16 protein-coding genes are annotated in these 15,460 nt (G+C 27.3%); 8 read left to right on the forward strand and 8 right to left on the reverse strand.

Annotated elements, in window-relative coordinates; all coding sequences use genetic code 11:
• From dapE to ACTT9R_RS05060, 3 genes are read left to right on the forward strand one after another with little or no spacing between them, the layout of a single operon-like run.
• Nucleotides 1-1,158 (forward strand): succinyl-diaminopimelate desuccinylase, encoded by a 1,158-nt coding sequence (gene dapE, locus ACTT9R_RS05050; protein WP_440926926.1) that lies wholly within the window; start codon nucleotides 1-3, stop codon nucleotides 1,156-1,158.
• The gene (locus ACTT9R_RS05055; RefSeq protein ID WP_440926927.1) at nucleotides 1,155-2,084 is read left to right on the forward strand and encodes a histone deacetylase family protein; all 930 of its coding nucleotides are present in this window, start codon (nucleotides 1,155-1,157) and stop codon (nucleotides 2,082-2,084) included. Before dapE ends, ACTT9R_RS05055 begins: the two co-directional genes overlap by 4 nt.
• A 33-nt stretch (nucleotides 2,085-2,117) precedes the next feature.
• Entirely contained in the window at nucleotides 2,118-2,609 is a 492-nt protein-coding gene (locus ACTT9R_RS05060) for an SET domain-containing protein (RefSeq protein ID WP_440926928.1), read from the forward strand.
• On the opposite strand, the gene truA is transcribed toward ACTT9R_RS05060, so the two are convergent.
• The 5 genes from truA to ACTT9R_RS05085 are packed head-to-tail and all read right to left on the reverse strand — an operon-like array spanning nucleotide 2,589 to nucleotide 6,715.
• The gene (truA, locus tag ACTT9R_RS05065; RefSeq protein WP_440926929.1) at nucleotides 2,589-3,329 is read right to left on the reverse strand and encodes a tRNA pseudouridine(38-40) synthase TruA; all 741 of its coding nucleotides are present in this window, start codon (nucleotides 3,327-3,329) and stop codon (nucleotides 2,589-2,591) included. The genes ACTT9R_RS05060 and truA overlap by 21 nt on opposite strands.
• Nucleotides 3,329-4,252, reverse strand: coding sequence for a methionyl-tRNA formyltransferase (fmt, locus tag ACTT9R_RS05070; protein ID WP_440926930.1), 924 nt, complete (start codon nucleotides 4,250-4,252; stop codon nucleotides 3,329-3,331). Before fmt ends, truA begins: the two co-directional genes overlap by 1 nt.
• A gap of 2 nt (nucleotides 4,253-4,254) precedes the next feature.
• Entirely contained in the window at nucleotides 4,255-4,773 is a 519-nt protein-coding gene (def, locus tag ACTT9R_RS05075) for a peptide deformylase (protein WP_440926931.1), read from the reverse strand.
• Between the two features lie 21 nt (nucleotides 4,774-4,794).
• The gene (locus ACTT9R_RS05080; RefSeq protein ID WP_440926932.1) at nucleotides 4,795-6,558 is read right to left on the reverse strand and encodes a hypothetical protein; all 1,764 of its coding nucleotides are present in this window, start codon (nucleotides 6,556-6,558) and stop codon (nucleotides 4,795-4,797) included.
• Nucleotides 6,533-6,715 (reverse strand): hypothetical protein, encoded by a 183-nt coding sequence (locus ACTT9R_RS05085; protein WP_072091133.1) that lies wholly within the window; start codon nucleotides 6,713-6,715, stop codon nucleotides 6,533-6,535. Before ACTT9R_RS05085 ends, ACTT9R_RS05080 begins: the two co-directional genes overlap by 26 nt.
• A 57-nt stretch (nucleotides 6,716-6,772) precedes the next feature.
• Here ACTT9R_RS05085 and ACTT9R_RS05090 point away from each other — a divergent pair, with 57 nt between their 5' ends.
• Nucleotides 6,773-7,285: a shikimate kinase gene (locus ACTT9R_RS05090; RefSeq protein ID WP_440926933.1), complete on the forward strand. Its 513-nt coding sequence runs from the start codon at nucleotides 6,773-6,775 to the stop codon at nucleotides 7,283-7,285.
• Nucleotides 7,272-8,378: a 3-dehydroquinate synthase gene (gene aroB, locus ACTT9R_RS05095; RefSeq protein ID WP_440926934.1), complete on the forward strand. Its 1,107-nt coding sequence runs from the start codon at nucleotides 7,272-7,274 to the stop codon at nucleotides 8,376-8,378. The genes ACTT9R_RS05090 and aroB overlap by 14 nt, the downstream gene beginning before the upstream one ends.
• On the opposite strand, the gene ACTT9R_RS05100 is transcribed toward aroB, so the two are convergent.
• Nucleotides 8,367-8,627, reverse strand: a complete 261-nt coding sequence (locus tag ACTT9R_RS05100; RefSeq protein ID WP_440926935.1) for a BolA/IbaG family iron-sulfur metabolism protein — start codon at nucleotides 8,625-8,627, stop codon at nucleotides 8,367-8,369. The genes aroB and ACTT9R_RS05100 overlap by 12 nt on opposite strands.
• Before the next feature lie 17 nt (nucleotides 8,628-8,644).
• Here ACTT9R_RS05100 and ACTT9R_RS05105 point away from each other — a divergent pair, with 17 nt between their 5' ends.
• From ACTT9R_RS05105 to ACTT9R_RS05115, 3 genes are read left to right on the forward strand one after another with little or no spacing between them, the layout of a single operon-like run.
• On the forward strand, nucleotides 8,645-9,178 hold the full coding sequence (locus ACTT9R_RS05105; RefSeq protein WP_440926936.1) for a J domain-containing protein: 534 nt from the start codon (nucleotides 8,645-8,647) through the stop codon (nucleotides 9,176-9,178).
• Nucleotides 9,162-10,136 (forward strand): cobaltochelatase subunit CobS, encoded by a 975-nt coding sequence (gene cobS / locus ACTT9R_RS05110; RefSeq protein WP_440926937.1) that lies wholly within the window; start codon nucleotides 9,162-9,164, stop codon nucleotides 10,134-10,136. The genes ACTT9R_RS05105 and cobS overlap by 17 nt, the downstream gene beginning before the upstream one ends.
• Nucleotides 10,136-11,935 carry a cobaltochelatase CobT-related protein gene (locus tag ACTT9R_RS05115; RefSeq protein WP_440926938.1) on the forward strand — a complete coding sequence of 600 codons (1,800 nt, stop codon included), beginning with the start codon at nucleotides 10,136-10,138 and terminating at the stop codon, nucleotides 11,933-11,935. Before cobS ends, ACTT9R_RS05115 begins: the two co-directional genes overlap by 1 nt.
• Here ACTT9R_RS05115 and ACTT9R_RS05120 read toward each other — a convergent pair.
• Nucleotides 11,932-13,212: an ActS/PrrB/RegB family redox-sensitive histidine kinase gene (locus ACTT9R_RS05120; RefSeq protein WP_440926939.1), complete on the reverse strand. Its 1,281-nt coding sequence runs from the start codon at nucleotides 13,210-13,212 to the stop codon at nucleotides 11,932-11,934. The two genes, ACTT9R_RS05115 and ACTT9R_RS05120, sit on opposite strands and share 4 nt — an antisense overlap.
• Before the next feature lie 2 nt (nucleotides 13,213-13,214).
• Nucleotides 13,215-15,278: a DNA gyrase subunit B gene (locus ACTT9R_RS05125; RefSeq protein ID WP_440926940.1), complete on the reverse strand. Its 2,064-nt coding sequence runs from the start codon at nucleotides 15,276-15,278 to the stop codon at nucleotides 13,215-13,217.
• Nucleotides 15,279-15,460 lie beyond the last annotated feature (182 nt).

A 15,460-nucleotide genomic window follows, 5' to 3' on the forward strand; every position in this document is an offset into this window, starting at 1 on the left:
ATGCCAACAATAAATGAATTACAGTTAGCTAAAGAGCTAATTAGGTTTCCATCTGTTACAAAAACTGATGCCGGTGTTATTAAATTTTTAGAAAAAAAATTAAAAAAAATTGGCTTTAAAACTAAAATTCTCGAGTTTAAAGATAAAAATAGTTATCCTGTAAAAAACCTTTACGCAAGACTTGGTAACACAAGTCCAAATTTTTGTTATGCAGGTCATTTGGATGTTGTACCACCTGGTAATTTAAATGATTGGACTGTTAATCCATTCAAACCTGCTGTTAAGAAAGGATACTTAATTGGCAGAGGCGCAAATGATATGAAAAGCTCAATAGCTGCATTTGTTACTGCGGTAAGTAATTTTGCTAAAATAAATAAAAAATTCGATGGGTCTATTAGCCTTTTAATTACTGGGGACGAAGAAGGAATTGCAATTAATGGAACAAAAAAAGTTGTTGAGTATTTGAGAAAAAGAAAAGAAAAAATAGATTTTTGCTTAGTAGGAGAACCTACGAATCCAAATAAATTAGGAGAAATGATTAAAATTGGTCGTAGAGGTAGTATGACTGGAAAATTGACTGTCATTGGTATTCAAGGTCATGTGGCTTACCCTAACAGAGCAAACAATCCATCAACAGCTTTGGTCCAAATACTAAAAGAGTTAAAAGAAATTAAATTTGATAAAGGAACAAAAGATTTTCAACCTACAAATTTAGAAATAACAAAAATTAACATCGATAATTCAGCTGATAATGTAATTCCAGGATTAGCTAGCGCATCCTTTAATATTAGATTTAATAACAAACACACATCTTACAAATTAAAGAATAAAATAAATAAAATAATTAAAAAAATTTGTAAAAAAAATAAATCAAAATATAAAATCGAATATAGTGTTTCTGGTGAGGCTTTTTTAACTAAGCCAAACAAAACTACATTTATGATACGAAATACAATTAAAAAGATTACTAAAATTAAACCTAAATTATCTACAACTGGTGGTACATCGGATGCAAGATTTATAAAAAAAATAGCTCCATGTTTAGAATTTGGATTAGTGGGAAAAACTATGCATAAGATAGGGGAATGTGTGTCTCTATCTGATTTAAAAAGATTAACTTTAATTTATAGCAAAATCTTAGATAACTATTTTAAGTGAAAACTGGTTTAATTACATCAGACACATCTCAAAATCATGATACAGGTCCTGGGCATCCAGAACAAATAGCAAGAGTATCAGTAATAGTAGAAAATTTTAAAAAATTTAATTATAAAAATCTTATATGGAAGAAACCATCTAAAGTTTCAGATGATATTCTCTTAACTACACATGAAAAGAATTATTTAAATTTAGTAAAAAGTTCTTTTCCAAAAAAAGGTTTTTCTTCACTTGATGGAGATACAATCATTTCACCTGGAAGCAAAGATGCAACTTTCGATGCAGTTGGATCAATAATTGCTGCAATTGATGGAGTAGAAAAAAAAGAATTTAGAAATGCATTTTGTGGTGTTCGACCTCCTGGACATCATAGTTCACAAAATAAAGCAGCTGGTTTTTGTATTTTAAATTCAGTGAGTATTGGTGCAAATTATTTGTTGAAAAAATATAAATATAAGAAAGTTGCAATAATAGATTTTGATGTACATCATGGTAATGGAACACAGGATATTTTTTATGAAAATGAAAATGTTCTTTTTATATCAACTCACCAATATCCCTACTACCCTGGAACTGGCTCAGAACAAGAAAGAGGTAAATTTAAAAATATCTTTAATATACCTTTGCCAGCTGGGATAAGTTCAGAAGAATATTTAAACGTATTTGATCATGTATTGAAAAAATTAGAAGAGTTTAAACCAGAGTTTATATTGATTAGCGCTGGTTTTGATGCCCATGAGGATGATCCTCTTGCTCAATTTAATTTAAAAACAGAGGACTATTTTACTATTACCAAAAGAATATTAGAGGCTTCTAAAAAATTTTGTAATGGAAAAGTTGTTTCAATTTTAGAGGGTGGTTACGACTTAAATGCACTTCGAGATAGCACTAAAAGACACGTTGATGCTCTTTTAGAATTTAATTGATAATTCTTTAGAAAACTCTAAATAAAAATCTTCATGAAATTATATAAAATAAAAAAATCTGGAATTGATAATAAAGGAAGAGGGCTTTATGCAACTCGTGACATTAAAGAAGGAACCAAAATAATTGACTATGTAGGAAAACTTATAACAAAAAAACAAACACAAGTTTCTGATAAGTACGATAATAGTAAACCGATATATTTATTCACAATAAATAAAAGATACGATCTAGATGGAGATTTTCCATGGAATACCGCAGGTTTAATAAACCATTCTTGTGATAATAATTGTGATTACGATGGAAAGGGATTGAAAATTTGGGTTAAAGCAATCAAAGATATTAAAAAAGGTGAGGAGTTTACTTGTGACTATGGATTTGGTTATGATGAAAACTACAAACAATTTCCTTGTAAATGTAAATCAAAAAACTGTTGTGGATATATCGTAAGAGCTGAGTCTAGATGGCGAATAAATAAAAAGTTTGCTATGAGCAATAAAAATAAATTAATAAAGAACTCTAAATAAAAATAAACCACTTGGTGGTGCTGGAGGAGCACACAGTGTTCTTTTTTTTGACTTAAATCTTTTTTCAAAAGTTTTCAAATCCCATTTCTTTTCCCCCAAATATTTTAAACAACCAACCATAGATCTGACCTGATGTTGTAAAAAAGATTGAGAACTAAATTGAAATTCAATTTTGTTTTTTGATGATTTAATTTTTATTGATTTTATAGTTTTAATTGGACTTTTTGCATGACAGCTTGATGATCTAAAAGTTGAATAATCATGGGTTCCTAATAACTTTTTTGCACCCCTTTTCATTAATTCTAAATCTAAAGGCTTACGAACATGCCATGCTCTATTTTTTTCAATTATTGGTTGGCTTATTTGATTAAATATAAAGTATTTATAAATTCTTTGTTTTGCTGAAAATCTAGCATGAAATTTATTATTTCTTTTTTTAATATTTTTAATTGCAATGTCTTTTAAATTTAAAAAATGATTTATGGATTTTAAAAATTTAATTGTATCAATTATTTTATTTTTACAATCAAAGTGTGCAGATTGCTCAAATGCATGAACCCCTGCATCAGTTCTTCCTTGACCATGTAAAACAATTTTTTCTTTTAATAATTTTGATAATTTTTCTTGAATTAATCCTTGTATTGTCGAACCCTTTTTTTGAATTTGCCATCCTCTAAAATTTGTCCCTACATACTCAATAAGTATTTGGTATCTATTCATTATAGAAATGAACCCTTTTTAATTTGTGTTCCTAAAACAAATTCTCCAATACTTTGAGGCTTTTTTCCTTGTCTTTGTATTTCTTTAATTTTTATTGATTTTTTATCTCCACATGAAATTTCTAAGTGATCAGATAAAACTTCACCTGGTTTTCCTTGCGCTTGTCCAATTTCTGCTTTTAATATTTTATATCTCTCACCGTTAAAAATGAAATAAGCACCTGGAACCGGATAAAGTCCATTTATTTTACCAATTATAATTTTAGCATCTTCTTTCCAATTAATTTGCCCCTCTAATTTTTGAATTTTTGATGCGTATGTGGCTGATGAGTGATCTTGTTCTATAAAGTTTGCTTTATCCTCATATATATCATCTATATTATCTAAAATTTTCTCTGCAGCCAAACTTGATAGCTTTTCATTAATATCTTCAGCATTTAAATTATTTTCTATATTAATTTTATAAACATTACATACTGGTCCTGTATCTAGTTCCTCCCCTATTTTCATAATACTAATTCCTGTCTCTTTATCTAAATTCATAATTGATCTTTGAATAGGAGCAGCACCTCTCCATTTTGGAAGAATTGATGCATGTATATTAATAAATCCTTTTTTAGTTAAATTTAAATATGACTTTGGTATAATTTGACCATAAGCAACCACTATTGCCAAATCTGCCTCTAAAGATTTAAAATATTTAAATTCCTCTGAATTTTCTTTCAATGAATTTGGTGTTCTAAATTCTATGTTTAAAGTTTCTGAAATTAATTGAATTGGTGACTTGTTAATTTTTTGACCTCTTTTAGATTTTTGAGGGGGTTGTGTATAAACACAAGAAATAGGATATCCATTTTGATAAAGCGATTTTAAAATTGGAACAGCGAACATGGGAGTACCCATAAAAACTATTTTTTTTAGCATGTTTAAAGAATTGCTGATGAAGATTTTTTCTTAGATAATTTTTTAATTATCATTGATTTTTTTAATTTCGAAAGATAATCAATAAATAGTATCCCCTCTAAATGGTCCATTTCATGCTGAATACATGTTGCAAGAAGACCATCTGCCTTTAGCAATTTCTTTTCTCCATCATAATCAAGATATTCTACTTCACACTTACTAGGTCTATCAATTTCTGCAAACTGATTTGGTACAGAAAGACATCCTTCCTCATAAGTTGCTTTTTCTGGATCTTTATTTTTGATAACCGGATTTACAAAATATCTTGGCTCTTTTTTACTCTCATCTTTACTTATATCCATTACAATAATTCTCTTTGGTACACCAACTTGTATCGCCGCGAGACCAATTCCGTTTGCGTCATACATTGTCTCTAGCATATCATCCATCAATTTTTGCTCTTCCTTACCAACACTATTGACTGGTTTAGATATTTGCCTAAGTAATTTATTAGGTTCTGTTATTATAGTTCTGATAGCCATAACTTGATTTTATTATAATTTTTATACTTTTAAAGGAAGAACTTTTAGCAATAGTTTGTTTCTAATTAAATCAACATTTAATTGATTTAAAGTATTGATAATAAAATAAACTGTATCTTCATCAATATTTTCAATTTTGTCAGGTCCAATTACCTCAATTATTCTCAACAATGCGGCACCAATCTCATTATTATCTATCATTGTTTGAATATCGGCAGGCATTTCTGATTGCTTCACCTCATAAAGACTGTCATATTTTTTTGAAATTTCAACTCCGTCAGATTTAAGCGCCTCTAGAAAAATTATATCTTTTTTTGATAAAAAATATTTTTTATCTTTTTTAATTTTCTTTAAAAATTTATCTAGATCCTCTTCAATTTTAGATTTTGCATAGTCCCCATTGAAATAATTTATAAGTTTTGATTGGTGTAAAATTTTACTATTGTATTTAATTTTTTTATCTGTTGTCTCTTTCTTGTTTAGATTACTATAGTAAAATGTTGTAAAATTTGATGGAACATCCTCAACATTAATTTCAGCTAAAAATTTTTTTAATTCTAAATCAAAGGCATCACCTATATCATCAGATATAAATAGATCCTTTAAAATCTTCATAAATTCTAATTTGATTTTTGGTTCTTCTGTTAAAAGAGTTCTTTGATATAAAAGAGCACGTCCCTCGATTGAAGATAAAGATTTATACGACTCTTTTGCGTTTAAAAATTGATTAATATTAAATTGGAATTTTTTATAAAATTCGAATAACTCCTCTTCGGAATAATTTTTATCATTAACAGCTTTTTCTATTGTAGAAATCTTTTCTACATCAGTAATTTCTATATCTTGAATTTTAAAAAGTAAATTAGCAGCTGAAAGATATTTCCAAATTATTTTAGGTGTATCTTCTGTTGGTTCATAATTAAACTCAGGGTTAGTTCTATGAGCTAAATGAAAATCTAAAATTGAATTTATTGATATTTCTTTATCTGCCTCATCTAAATATCCAAATAAATAATTTATTTTGTTTTCGTAATAAATATCTTCAAAACCTAACTCTTTTTTTAAATCTAAGATAAGTTGTGCTTCTTCATTTTTTCCATAATTGATTAAACAATATAAATTAAATTTTGATAGATATTCATCTTGAATGGGTTCAGAATTTTTAGAAAAAATCTCACATGATTTTTTTACGTTTGATTCTGATAAATAAGTATCTACCAAATATCTTGTTAAATTTGGATGTAAATTTATTATTTGATTTTTAATTAAATATTCTTCTATTAATTCTAAGTTTGCATCTTTTATTAACCAATCAGATTTAAAGCTCATAAATTCTTTCTCGGTAATATTTTGAGTTGGAGAATAAGCGTTGGTTAATAAAGATATGTGCATTATATCAGATGCATCCTCTGAAAGATTAAACTTATTGATATTCTGAAATAAATTTTTTAATTTAGTTCCATCAGAATTTGACCACATATCCATAGTCAAACCGTATTCACTAGGATCATATAGTCCAATAATTTTAATTTCTTTTGATGAAAATTCTTTATCAAGTTTAATACTATCTGTTTGTTTATTTGTTTGTAATTCGTAAATACTATTCTGAGTAGTGCCACTAGAATTTTCACTTGAAATATTTGTTTCTGAAATAACTTGATTATCTTTTTTTTCTATATTCCAAATATCAATCGGTTTCTCCTCTGCAAACGCAGGTGTAAAAAAAATAAGACAAACTAATGTGATTAAAAAAATTTTCTTATTTAACAATTTTAAAATTTTCATTTGGAATAATTTTTTCAATTTCTTTTTTAGGTGCAGGAAAATCAATTGTACTTAGAAAAAAAATAATACCTAAAATAACCCCTAATCCGATTATAGATTTAATTACAAGTCCTATGATACTTGCTTTGCCTGAACTTGTGTTTTTAATGAATTGCATATACTTTTAGATAATTTCAAATTAAGACATATTTATGTTTTTTCAATAAAGAAACTTATGAAATCAAAAGAAAATCTAGTTTTTTTGGGGATGATGGGTTCTGGTAAGAGCTCTATTGGATCTTTAGTAGCTAAGAAATTAAAATTAAATTTTGTAGATATCGATAAAGAAATTGAAAAAAATTTAAACATTACAATAAAAAAAATCTTTGAAGTTAAAGGTGAGAATTATTTTAGAAAAATTGAAGAACAAACAACTTTAAAAAAGCTTAAATTAAGCTCTACTGTGATTTCACTTGGTGGGGGAGCATTTACAAATAACAATATTAGGAAAGAAATTTTAAAAAATCATTTATCTTTTTGGCTAAATTGGGATGATAAAACATTGTTAAATAGAATTAAAAACAGTAAAAAAAGACCATTAGCGATTAATGCAACCGATATTGAGTTAATTGATTTAATTAAGAAACGATCTAGCATTTATTCTAAAGCTTTATATGAGATAAAGTGTGATAATCTTACTAAAAGTGAAATAGTAAATAAAATAGTAAAAATTTATGAAACAAACTAGATTAAATATAGTAACTAAAACCGAAAAATATCCAATAATTATTGGATCAAATTTAACCTCAAGCATATCAAAAATTTTTAAATCAAATTCAATTGATTTTGATAAATGTTTGATTGTTGTTGATAAAAATATTCCAAAAAAATTTGTCTCAAATATTAAAAGGTCTTTTAAAAATAAAAGTATTTTTGTGTTATTTTTTAATGCTAGTGAAAAAAATAAAAATATTAATAGCGTTAATAAAATTCTAGAAGTTTTATTAAATAAAAACTTTTCAAGAAATGATGTTTTAATTTCTTTAGGAGGAGGAATTACAGGCGATGTAAGCGGTTTTGCAGCTAGTCTTTTCAAAAGGGGCCTTAAGTTTGCAAATATTCCAACAACTCTTTTAGCTCAAGTTGATTCATCAATTGGGGGGAAAACTGGAGTTAATTCTAAATATGGTAAAAATTTAATAGGAAGCTTTTATCAACCATCACTGGTTCTCTCAGATATTCAATTTCTTGAATCTTTATCAAGAAGAGAAATAATTTGCGGATATGGAGAAATATTGAAGCATTCATTAATTGATAATAAAAAATTTTTTAATTTCTTAAATAAAAATCTTAAAATGATTTTAAGTCTTTCTTCTCCATTTATTGAAAAAGCAATTTATGAAAGTTGTAAAATTAAAAAAAAAGTAGTTGAAAAAGATGAAAAAGAAATAGCATTAAGAAAAGTATTAAATTTTGGCCATACATTTGCCCATGCTTATGAATCAGGTTTAGGATACAGCCATAAATTAAATCATGGTGAAGCCGTGATACTTGGAATGAAAACGGCACTAAGTTTTAGTTTTAGGGAAAACATGCTCAGTAAAAAAGAATATAATTTAATTATAAATCATATTGATAATTCTGGTCTACCTTCTTCTATAAAAAAATATTTTTCTATCAGAGATTTGAATAAGATTTTATCGTTTATGATCAAAGATAAAAAAAATAATTCTGAAAAAATTAACTTAGTTTTGTTAAAAAAAATTGGTAAGCCAATTTTTAACAAACAATACACCAAAAAAAAGTTAAATTTATTTCTAAAAAAATTTTTAACTAATTAAAATTTGGATTGAGTGAATAAATTCTTTTAATTCTTGATCTAAAATCTTGTAAATTTTTTTATTACTTTCAATTTTATTCATTTTTTTTAGTTCTTGAGAAACGATAATTAATTTTAAATGATATTTTCCTTCTTGATTTCCTTTATGATTTTTATGAAGAAAAGACTTATCTTCAATATTTATACTTTCAATATTTATTTGATTTAATAATTTATTTTTTACAATTGTAATTAACTCATTTATATCCATATATGTTATTATATATCATGAAAAATATTTGTGACTGGAATAATTGTAATAAAATAGGTGAATATAAGGCACCAGTCGAAAAAGATAATAGCAGAAAATTTAGAATGCTTTGCCTTGAGCATGTAAAAGAATTTAATAAAAATTGGAACTATTTTTCAGGAATGAATGATGACCAAGTAGTGGATTTTTTAAAATCTGACATGACTTGGCACAAACCTACGCAAAGCTTTAGCTCTTCAGATAATTTTTTCAAAGTGTTATGGAATACAACTTTGAAAGATGAGTTCGATAAAGAAAAAATAAATGGAGATTATAATCATATGCGTCAATTTAAATTTGATCATAAAGATATAAAAGCTTTTGGAATATTGGGGGTTTCTGTAGGTTTAAAGTGGAAGAAAATACAAGATAAATTCAAATTACTTGTGAAAAAATTTCACCCTGATATGAATTCTGGAAATAAAAAATACGAGGAAAAACTTAAACTTATAACATTGGCTTACACTCAATTAAAAAATACCTATAGAGAAAAAATTGACACCAAATCTTAACATAGAACCAGATATTAAAGTTTCATTAAAACAAACTTTTGGAATTGATTCAGAAATGGAAGTAGATGCATTTTCAAAAAAAAATGAATATGTTCCTGAAATTGATAAAAACTATAAGTTCGATAGAGATACTACTTTAGCCATTATTTCAGGATTTGCGTTTAATAAGAGAGTTCTAGTTCAAGGATATCATGGCACTGGAAAATCTACTCACATCGAGCAAATTGCTGCAAGATTAAATTGGCCCTGTATCCGTATAAATTTAGATAGTCATGTAAGTAGAATTGATTTGATTGGAAAAGATGCAATCGTTCTAAAAGATGGTAAACAAGTAACTCAATTTAATGAGGGAATTTTACCATGGTCTATACAAAATCCAGTTGCACTTGTTTTTGATGAATATGATGCTGGTAGACCTGATGTAATGTTTGTAATTCAAAGAGTTTTAGAAGCTGAGGGAAATTTTACATTACTAGATAAAAACAAAGTAATTAAACAAAATAAATTTTTTAGATTATTTGCTACTTCAAATACTGTTGGACTTGGTGATACGACAGGTCTTTATCATGGTACACAGCAAATTAACCAAGGCCAGATGGATAGATGGAATATTGTTACAACTTTAAACTATCTTAGCCTAGATAGAGAAATGGACATTGTTTTGTCTAAAAATAAAAACTTAAATAACGCAAAGGGAAAAGATAAGGTTGCTAACATGATAAAAGTAGCATCTTTAACGCGTAAAGGATTTATTGCAGGAGATATTTCAACAGTGATGAGCCCTAGAACGGTGTTACATTGGGCAGAAAATGCAGAGATATTTAAAGACACTGGTTACGCCTTTAGAGTAACTTTTCTTAATAAATGTGATGATATTGAAAAAAATACCATCGCAGAATATTATCAAAGATGTTTTGGTGAAGAGTTGCCAGAATCTTTGATTAATATTCAAATCTAATGAGCACTAAAGAAAATAATTTAAAAGAAAAATTCAAAATTGCTTTAACTTCTACAGCAAAAGTAATTGCTGATGATTTTGATGTAAAAAAAAAAAACTCTGAAGAGAAAAAAATAAAAGAATTCAATTTTCTAGAAATTGATAATTTAACTAGTCCAGCTGATTTTATAAGATTACGTGCAGAAACAGACTCCTCTGCTTTGAAAAAAAAATTTTGCAATGAAACAATTTACAAAAAAAACCTTCCCTCAAATACATCTTCTAGATCCCTTTATAATATTGCTGAAAAAATACGTTACGAGACTTTGGGAGGAAAAATGTTAAAAGGAATTGAGAAAAATTTTCAAGAAAATTATCATCAAATAATAAATCGTAAACGCAAAGATCAATTAAAAACTAAAGAGGATGTATCTATATCAGAGGCATTCGAGTTATATATGCTTAAAAATTTTCATAAAATTAAGCTAAATCCTCTAACAACAAAAATGCTTCATTTTTGGGAAAAAGACTTTGAGGACGCTATAGAAAAACATAAAGAATTTTTACTTAAAAATCTTGAAGATCAAAATATATATAGTTTAAAGTTTTCAGAAATATTGGAAGAAATGGATATTTTTCAAAGTGAAGATGAGGACGAAAGAAAAGAAGAAAATCAAGATCAAGGACAAGATAATCCATCAAATGAAGATGAAAATAACGATAAAGAAGACAATAAAGACGAAAAAGATGAAAATGTATCAGAGGCTTCACTAGATGCTGATTATAGTGTTGATGAATTTAACTTTGACGAACAGTTATCAGACACAGAGTCAGATGAACAAAGTTCTGAGCAAGTAGCTCAAAAAAAAATAGATAATATCAATTTAGATTATAAAATATTTACTACCCAGTTTGATGAAGTTGTAAAAGCTGAAAATCTAGAAAATTCAGATGAAGCGACAAAACTAAGAAAAAATTTAGATCAACAATTAATCGGCTTTCAAGATATTATAACGAAACTTGCAAATAAACTTCAAAGACAATTGCTTGCAAAACAAAATAGAGCATGGGAATTTGATTTAGAGGAGGGATTATTAGATAGTTCAAAACTTCCAAGAATTATCATGGATCCATATAATTCTTTATCATTCAAAAAAGAAAAAGATTTAGATTTTAAAGATACAGTAGTGACTCTGCTCATAGACAACTCTGGATCTATGAGGGGAAGACCAATAACTATTGCAGCTATTTGTGCAGATATCTTATCCAGAACGTTAGAAAGGTGCTCTGTCAAAGTCGAAATTTTAGGCTTCACAACCAAAAATTGGAAGGGTGGACAGAGTAGAGAATTATGGACTAAAAATTCTAAACCGAAAACACCAGGAAGATTGAATGACTTAAGACATATAATTTACAAAGGAGCAGATACCCATTGGAGACAAGCAAAAAATAATTTAGGACTAATGCTAAAAGAAGGATTGCTCAAAGAGAACATTGATGGAGAAGCTATATCGTGGGCCTATAATAGGATCAAAAAGAGAAAAGAAGAAAGAAAAATATTAATGGTTATTTCTGACGGAGCCCCTGTAGATGACTCAACTCTTTCTGTTAATTCAGGTGACTTTTTAGAAAAACATTTAAAAAAGATAGTAAAGTTTATTGAAAATAAATCAGATATTGAAGTTTTAGCTATAGGAATTGGTCATGATGTTTCAAGATATTACAATAAAGCTATCAAAATTACCGACGTAAATGAATTAGGAGATGTTATGATATCTCAATTAAGCTCATTATTTGAAACAAAGAACAAATACCACTAAATATTAAATAATTCCTTATTCTTCCATCTAATAACAACTTCAGCACCATTTCGCGTTTTTGAATTTCTACAATTAACTGATGCAAAATTTTTTTCTAATAAAGTTTTTCCAATAAACAAGCCTAGACCTAAACCCTCTTTAGATTTGTCTTTAGAATAATTTGATTTCAAATATGGCTCACCAATTTTTGAGATTATATCTCTTGGATAACCATCACCATCATCCTCAACTGTTATTTCAGTTATTTCACTATCGCTTTTCAAATTAATAAAAATTGTATTTTTGGCAAATTTATTCGCGTTTCCAATAAAATTTCTTAATCCATAAACTAATTCTATAGATTTGGTGATCTTTTTTGAGTTTGAGTCCTGGTCAAAATTGAAGACAAATTCCTTTTTACTTATTTCCTTAAATGAAGAAATAATTTCATGCAAATAATCTCGGATATTAATATCTTTATCAATAAATTCATCTTCTTCTACAGGATTTAAAGTTAATCGCTTTAAAATTTCATTACATCGCTCTACTTGACTATTCAATAACTCTATATCTTTTTCTAAATCTTTTTGCCCCTTAAATTGTTTCATCAAATCATGCGTAATTATTGTTATCGTGGAAAGCGGCGTGCCTAAAGAATGTGCCGCTGCAGCGGCTTGACCACCTAAAGATAGTAGTTCATGTTCTTTTGCCATTGCCTCTTCCATTTTTCCTAATGCTTCTTTTCTTAATCTAGATTGTGTACCAAATGTCATTGCAAAATAATTTAAAAAGACCAAGGCAACAGTTAAGGATATTGGTATAGAATAGTAAAAATAATGATTGTTATGAAAATCACTGTTTAAATTAATTGGCAATTCTTCATAATTAAAAGTTAGAAAAATAATTATAATTATTGTTAAAGTTACTAATAATATATTGGTTCTTAAGCTCAAATTTGATGAAGAGAAAACACTTGGTATTAATATAAAAATTACAAATGGATTAGTTATTCCTCCTGATAAATAAAGAAGAATACCTAATTGCAAAATATCTATAAGCAGGAAGATAAAAGCAGATCTATCTGATAATTGTGTTTTTTCATAAATAAAAATTAAATATAAATTACTTAATATTCCTAAAAATATAACTAAATTTGACGTAATAAAATCAAAACTAGAATTTAGAAATAAATATACAAAATTCACTGCAATTAATTGTCCAATAATTCCGATCCATCTAAGAGTTATGTATGTTGATTTTTTAAAAGAATGATATTTTGAAGTTTCAAAGAACTTCATTTTTAAATATCAAGATTTCTAACATTTATAGCATTGGAAACTATAAAATCTTTTCTTAATGCCACATCGTTACCCATTAAAGTATGAATTAAACTTTGATCTTTTTTCAAATCTTTTGAGTATTGAACTTGTAGTAAATTTCTTGTTTCTGGGTCTAATGTGGTACTCCATAATTCTTCTGGATTCATTTCTCCAAGACCTTTAAATCTTTGGATATTCATTTTTGATTTTTCTTCATCAATTTTTTTCAAATAATCTTTGGACTCCTTTTTAATTTTTTTTAATTCCTTATTATTATTTATGATGTAATCCTCTAGCTCCTTCTCATCTTTTATATAAATTCCCTTTGAGCCTTTGTTAATTTTAAATAACGGTGGTTGAGCTAAATAAACATGACCATTTTCAATTAGCTTATTAAATGGCTTATTATTAAAAAAAGTTAAAAGAAGGGCTCTTATATGAGAGCCATCTACATCAGCATCTGTCATAATAATAATTTTTCCATATCTTAAATCTTTTAAATCAATCTCTTGCGCTTTTGGATCTAAACCCAGAGCATTAATCAATGTAACAATCTCATTTGAAGAGATCATTTTTGACAAAGCTTTTGTTCTTTGATCAGAACCATTTCCATTACCATTACCATTTTTTTTAATATTAAAATCTTCTACATAAGTATTAAGTATTTTTCCTCTAAGTGGCAAAACTGCTTGATTTGCTCTATTTCTTCCTTGTTTAGCAGATCCACCCGCTGAATCCCCCTCTACAATAAACAATTCAGTTCCTTCTTGTTTGCCAATTTGACAATCAGCTAATTTTCCAGGAAGACCACTTAATTCAAGAGCTCCTTTTCTTCTTACATTTTCTCTTGCTTTTCTAGCAACATCTCTGGCCATTGCAGCTTGAATAACTTTAGCTAAAATGATTTTTGCAATAGATGGATTTTGATCAAACCAAATAGATAATTTTTCATTTACCAATGTTTCTACAATAATCCTTACTTCTGATGAAACTAACTTATCTTTTGTCTGAGATGAAAATTTTGGATCAGGAATTTTAGTTGAAAGTACACATGTTAGTCCTTCCTTGATATCGTCACCTGAGATTGCTAATTTATTTTTCTTTAGTAAATTATTTTCATTAGCATATTTATTTATTACTCTAGTTAATGCGCTTCTAAATCCCAACAGGTGGGTTCCACCATCTTTTTGATAGATGTTATTTGTATATGGAAATATATCTTCTGTATATCCTGCATTCCATTTTAAAGAACACTCTAATTCTATATTATTTTTTTTACCTTCGATATAAATTGGTTTTCTAAATAAGTCATTACCATTTTTGTTTTGCAACTTTTCTCTTTTTTCATCTAAAAAATTTACAAACTCTAAAACACCACCATCAAACTTAAACTCTGATGTTTTTTCTTTCTTTTGGCTTGCATCTGTAAATATTATTTTTATTCCTTTATTTAAAAATGCTAATTCTCTCATCCTTTTAATTAAAGTATTCGCACTAAATTTTATTGCAGAGAAAATTTCTTTAGAAGGTAAAAAAGTTATTTTGGTTCCAGTAATTTTTGCGTTACCTACCACTTTTAAGGGAGCTTTGGCTTCACCATTTTTAAATTCTATATAGTGTTTTTTTCCATCTCTATATATCTCTAGCTGTAATTTTTCTGATAGAGCATTAACAACAGAAACTCCAACACCATGCAGTCCACCAGAAACTTTATAAGAGTCATGATCAAATTTACCACCAGCATGAAGTTGAGTCATAATTACTTCTGCTGCTGATTTTTTTTCTCCTTTATGGATATCAACAGGAATACCTCTTCCATCGTCAATTACTGTAATTGTTCCATCAGAGTTAATTTTTAGACTAATACTTTTACAATATCCTGCTAAAGCCTCGTCTATTGAATTGTCTACCACTTCATAAACCATATGATGAAGACCTGTGCCATCATCTGTATCTCCAATATACATACCTGGTCTTTTTCTCACTGCTTCAAGACCTTTTAAAACTTTAATAGAATCTGCTTGATAGTTATTTTTATTTTTCATTTTTTTGTTTAAGGAAAAATTAATTATATCATTTTTTTTCTAAAATTCTCCAATTTAAATCTTTAAAGCAATAATGATCAGTCAAATTAATCAATTAAATCAATGATTTTTTAGATATCATGTAAACTATTAAAAAAAGTTTTAGTTCAACAAGTTTATAACTGTATTATGTAAATTTTATA

The sequence above is a fragment of the Candidatus Pelagibacter sp. genome (assembly GCF_052049835.1).
In the GTDB taxonomy this organism is placed as follows: Bacteria; Pseudomonadota; Alphaproteobacteria; order Pelagibacterales; family Pelagibacteraceae; genus Pelagibacter.

Coding starts and splice junctions, on each gene's coding strand:
- dapE (WP_440926926.1), top strand. CDS start 1: ATGCCAACAATAAATGAATTACAGTTAGCTAAAGAGCTAATTAGGTTT.
- ACTT9R_RS05060 (WP_440926928.1), top strand. CDS start 2,118: ATGAAATTATATAAAATAAAAAAATCTGGAATTGATAATAAAGGAAGA.
- truA (WP_440926929.1), bottom strand. CDS start 3,329: ATGAATAGATACCAAATACTTATTGAGTATGTAGGGACAAATTTTAGA.
- fmt (WP_440926930.1), bottom strand. CDS start 4,252: ATGCTAAAAAAAATAGTTTTTATGGGTACTCCCATGTTCGCTGTTCCA.
- def (WP_440926931.1), bottom strand. CDS start 4,773: ATGGCTATCAGAACTATAATAACAGAACCTAATAAATTACTTAGGCAA.
- ACTT9R_RS05080 (WP_440926932.1), bottom strand. CDS start 6,558: ATGAAAATTTTAAAATTGTTAAATAAGAAAATTTTTTTAATCACATTA.
- ACTT9R_RS05085 (WP_072091133.1), bottom strand. CDS start 6,715: ATGCAATTCATTAAAAACACAAGTTCAGGCAAAGCAAGTATCATAGGA.
- ACTT9R_RS05090 (WP_440926933.1), top strand. CDS start 6,773: ATGAAATCAAAAGAAAATCTAGTTTTTTTGGGGATGATGGGTTCTGGT.
- aroB (WP_440926934.1), top strand. CDS start 7,272: ATGAAACAAACTAGATTAAATATAGTAACTAAAACCGAAAAATATCCA.
- ACTT9R_RS05100 (WP_440926935.1), bottom strand. CDS start 8,627: ATGGATATAAATGAGTTAATTACAATTGTAAAAAATAAATTATTAAAT.
- ACTT9R_RS05105 (WP_440926936.1), top strand. CDS start 8,645: ATGAAAAATATTTGTGACTGGAATAATTGTAATAAAATAGGTGAATAT.
- ACTT9R_RS05115 (WP_440926938.1), top strand. CDS start 10,136: ATGAGCACTAAAGAAAATAATTTAAAAGAAAAATTCAAAATTGCTTTA.
- ACTT9R_RS05120 (WP_440926939.1), bottom strand. CDS start 13,212: ATGAAGTTCTTTGAAACTTCAAAATATCATTCTTTTAAAAAATCAACA.
- ACTT9R_RS05125 (WP_440926940.1), bottom strand. CDS start 15,278: ATGAAAAATAAAAATAACTATCAAGCAGATTCTATTAAAGTTTTAAAA.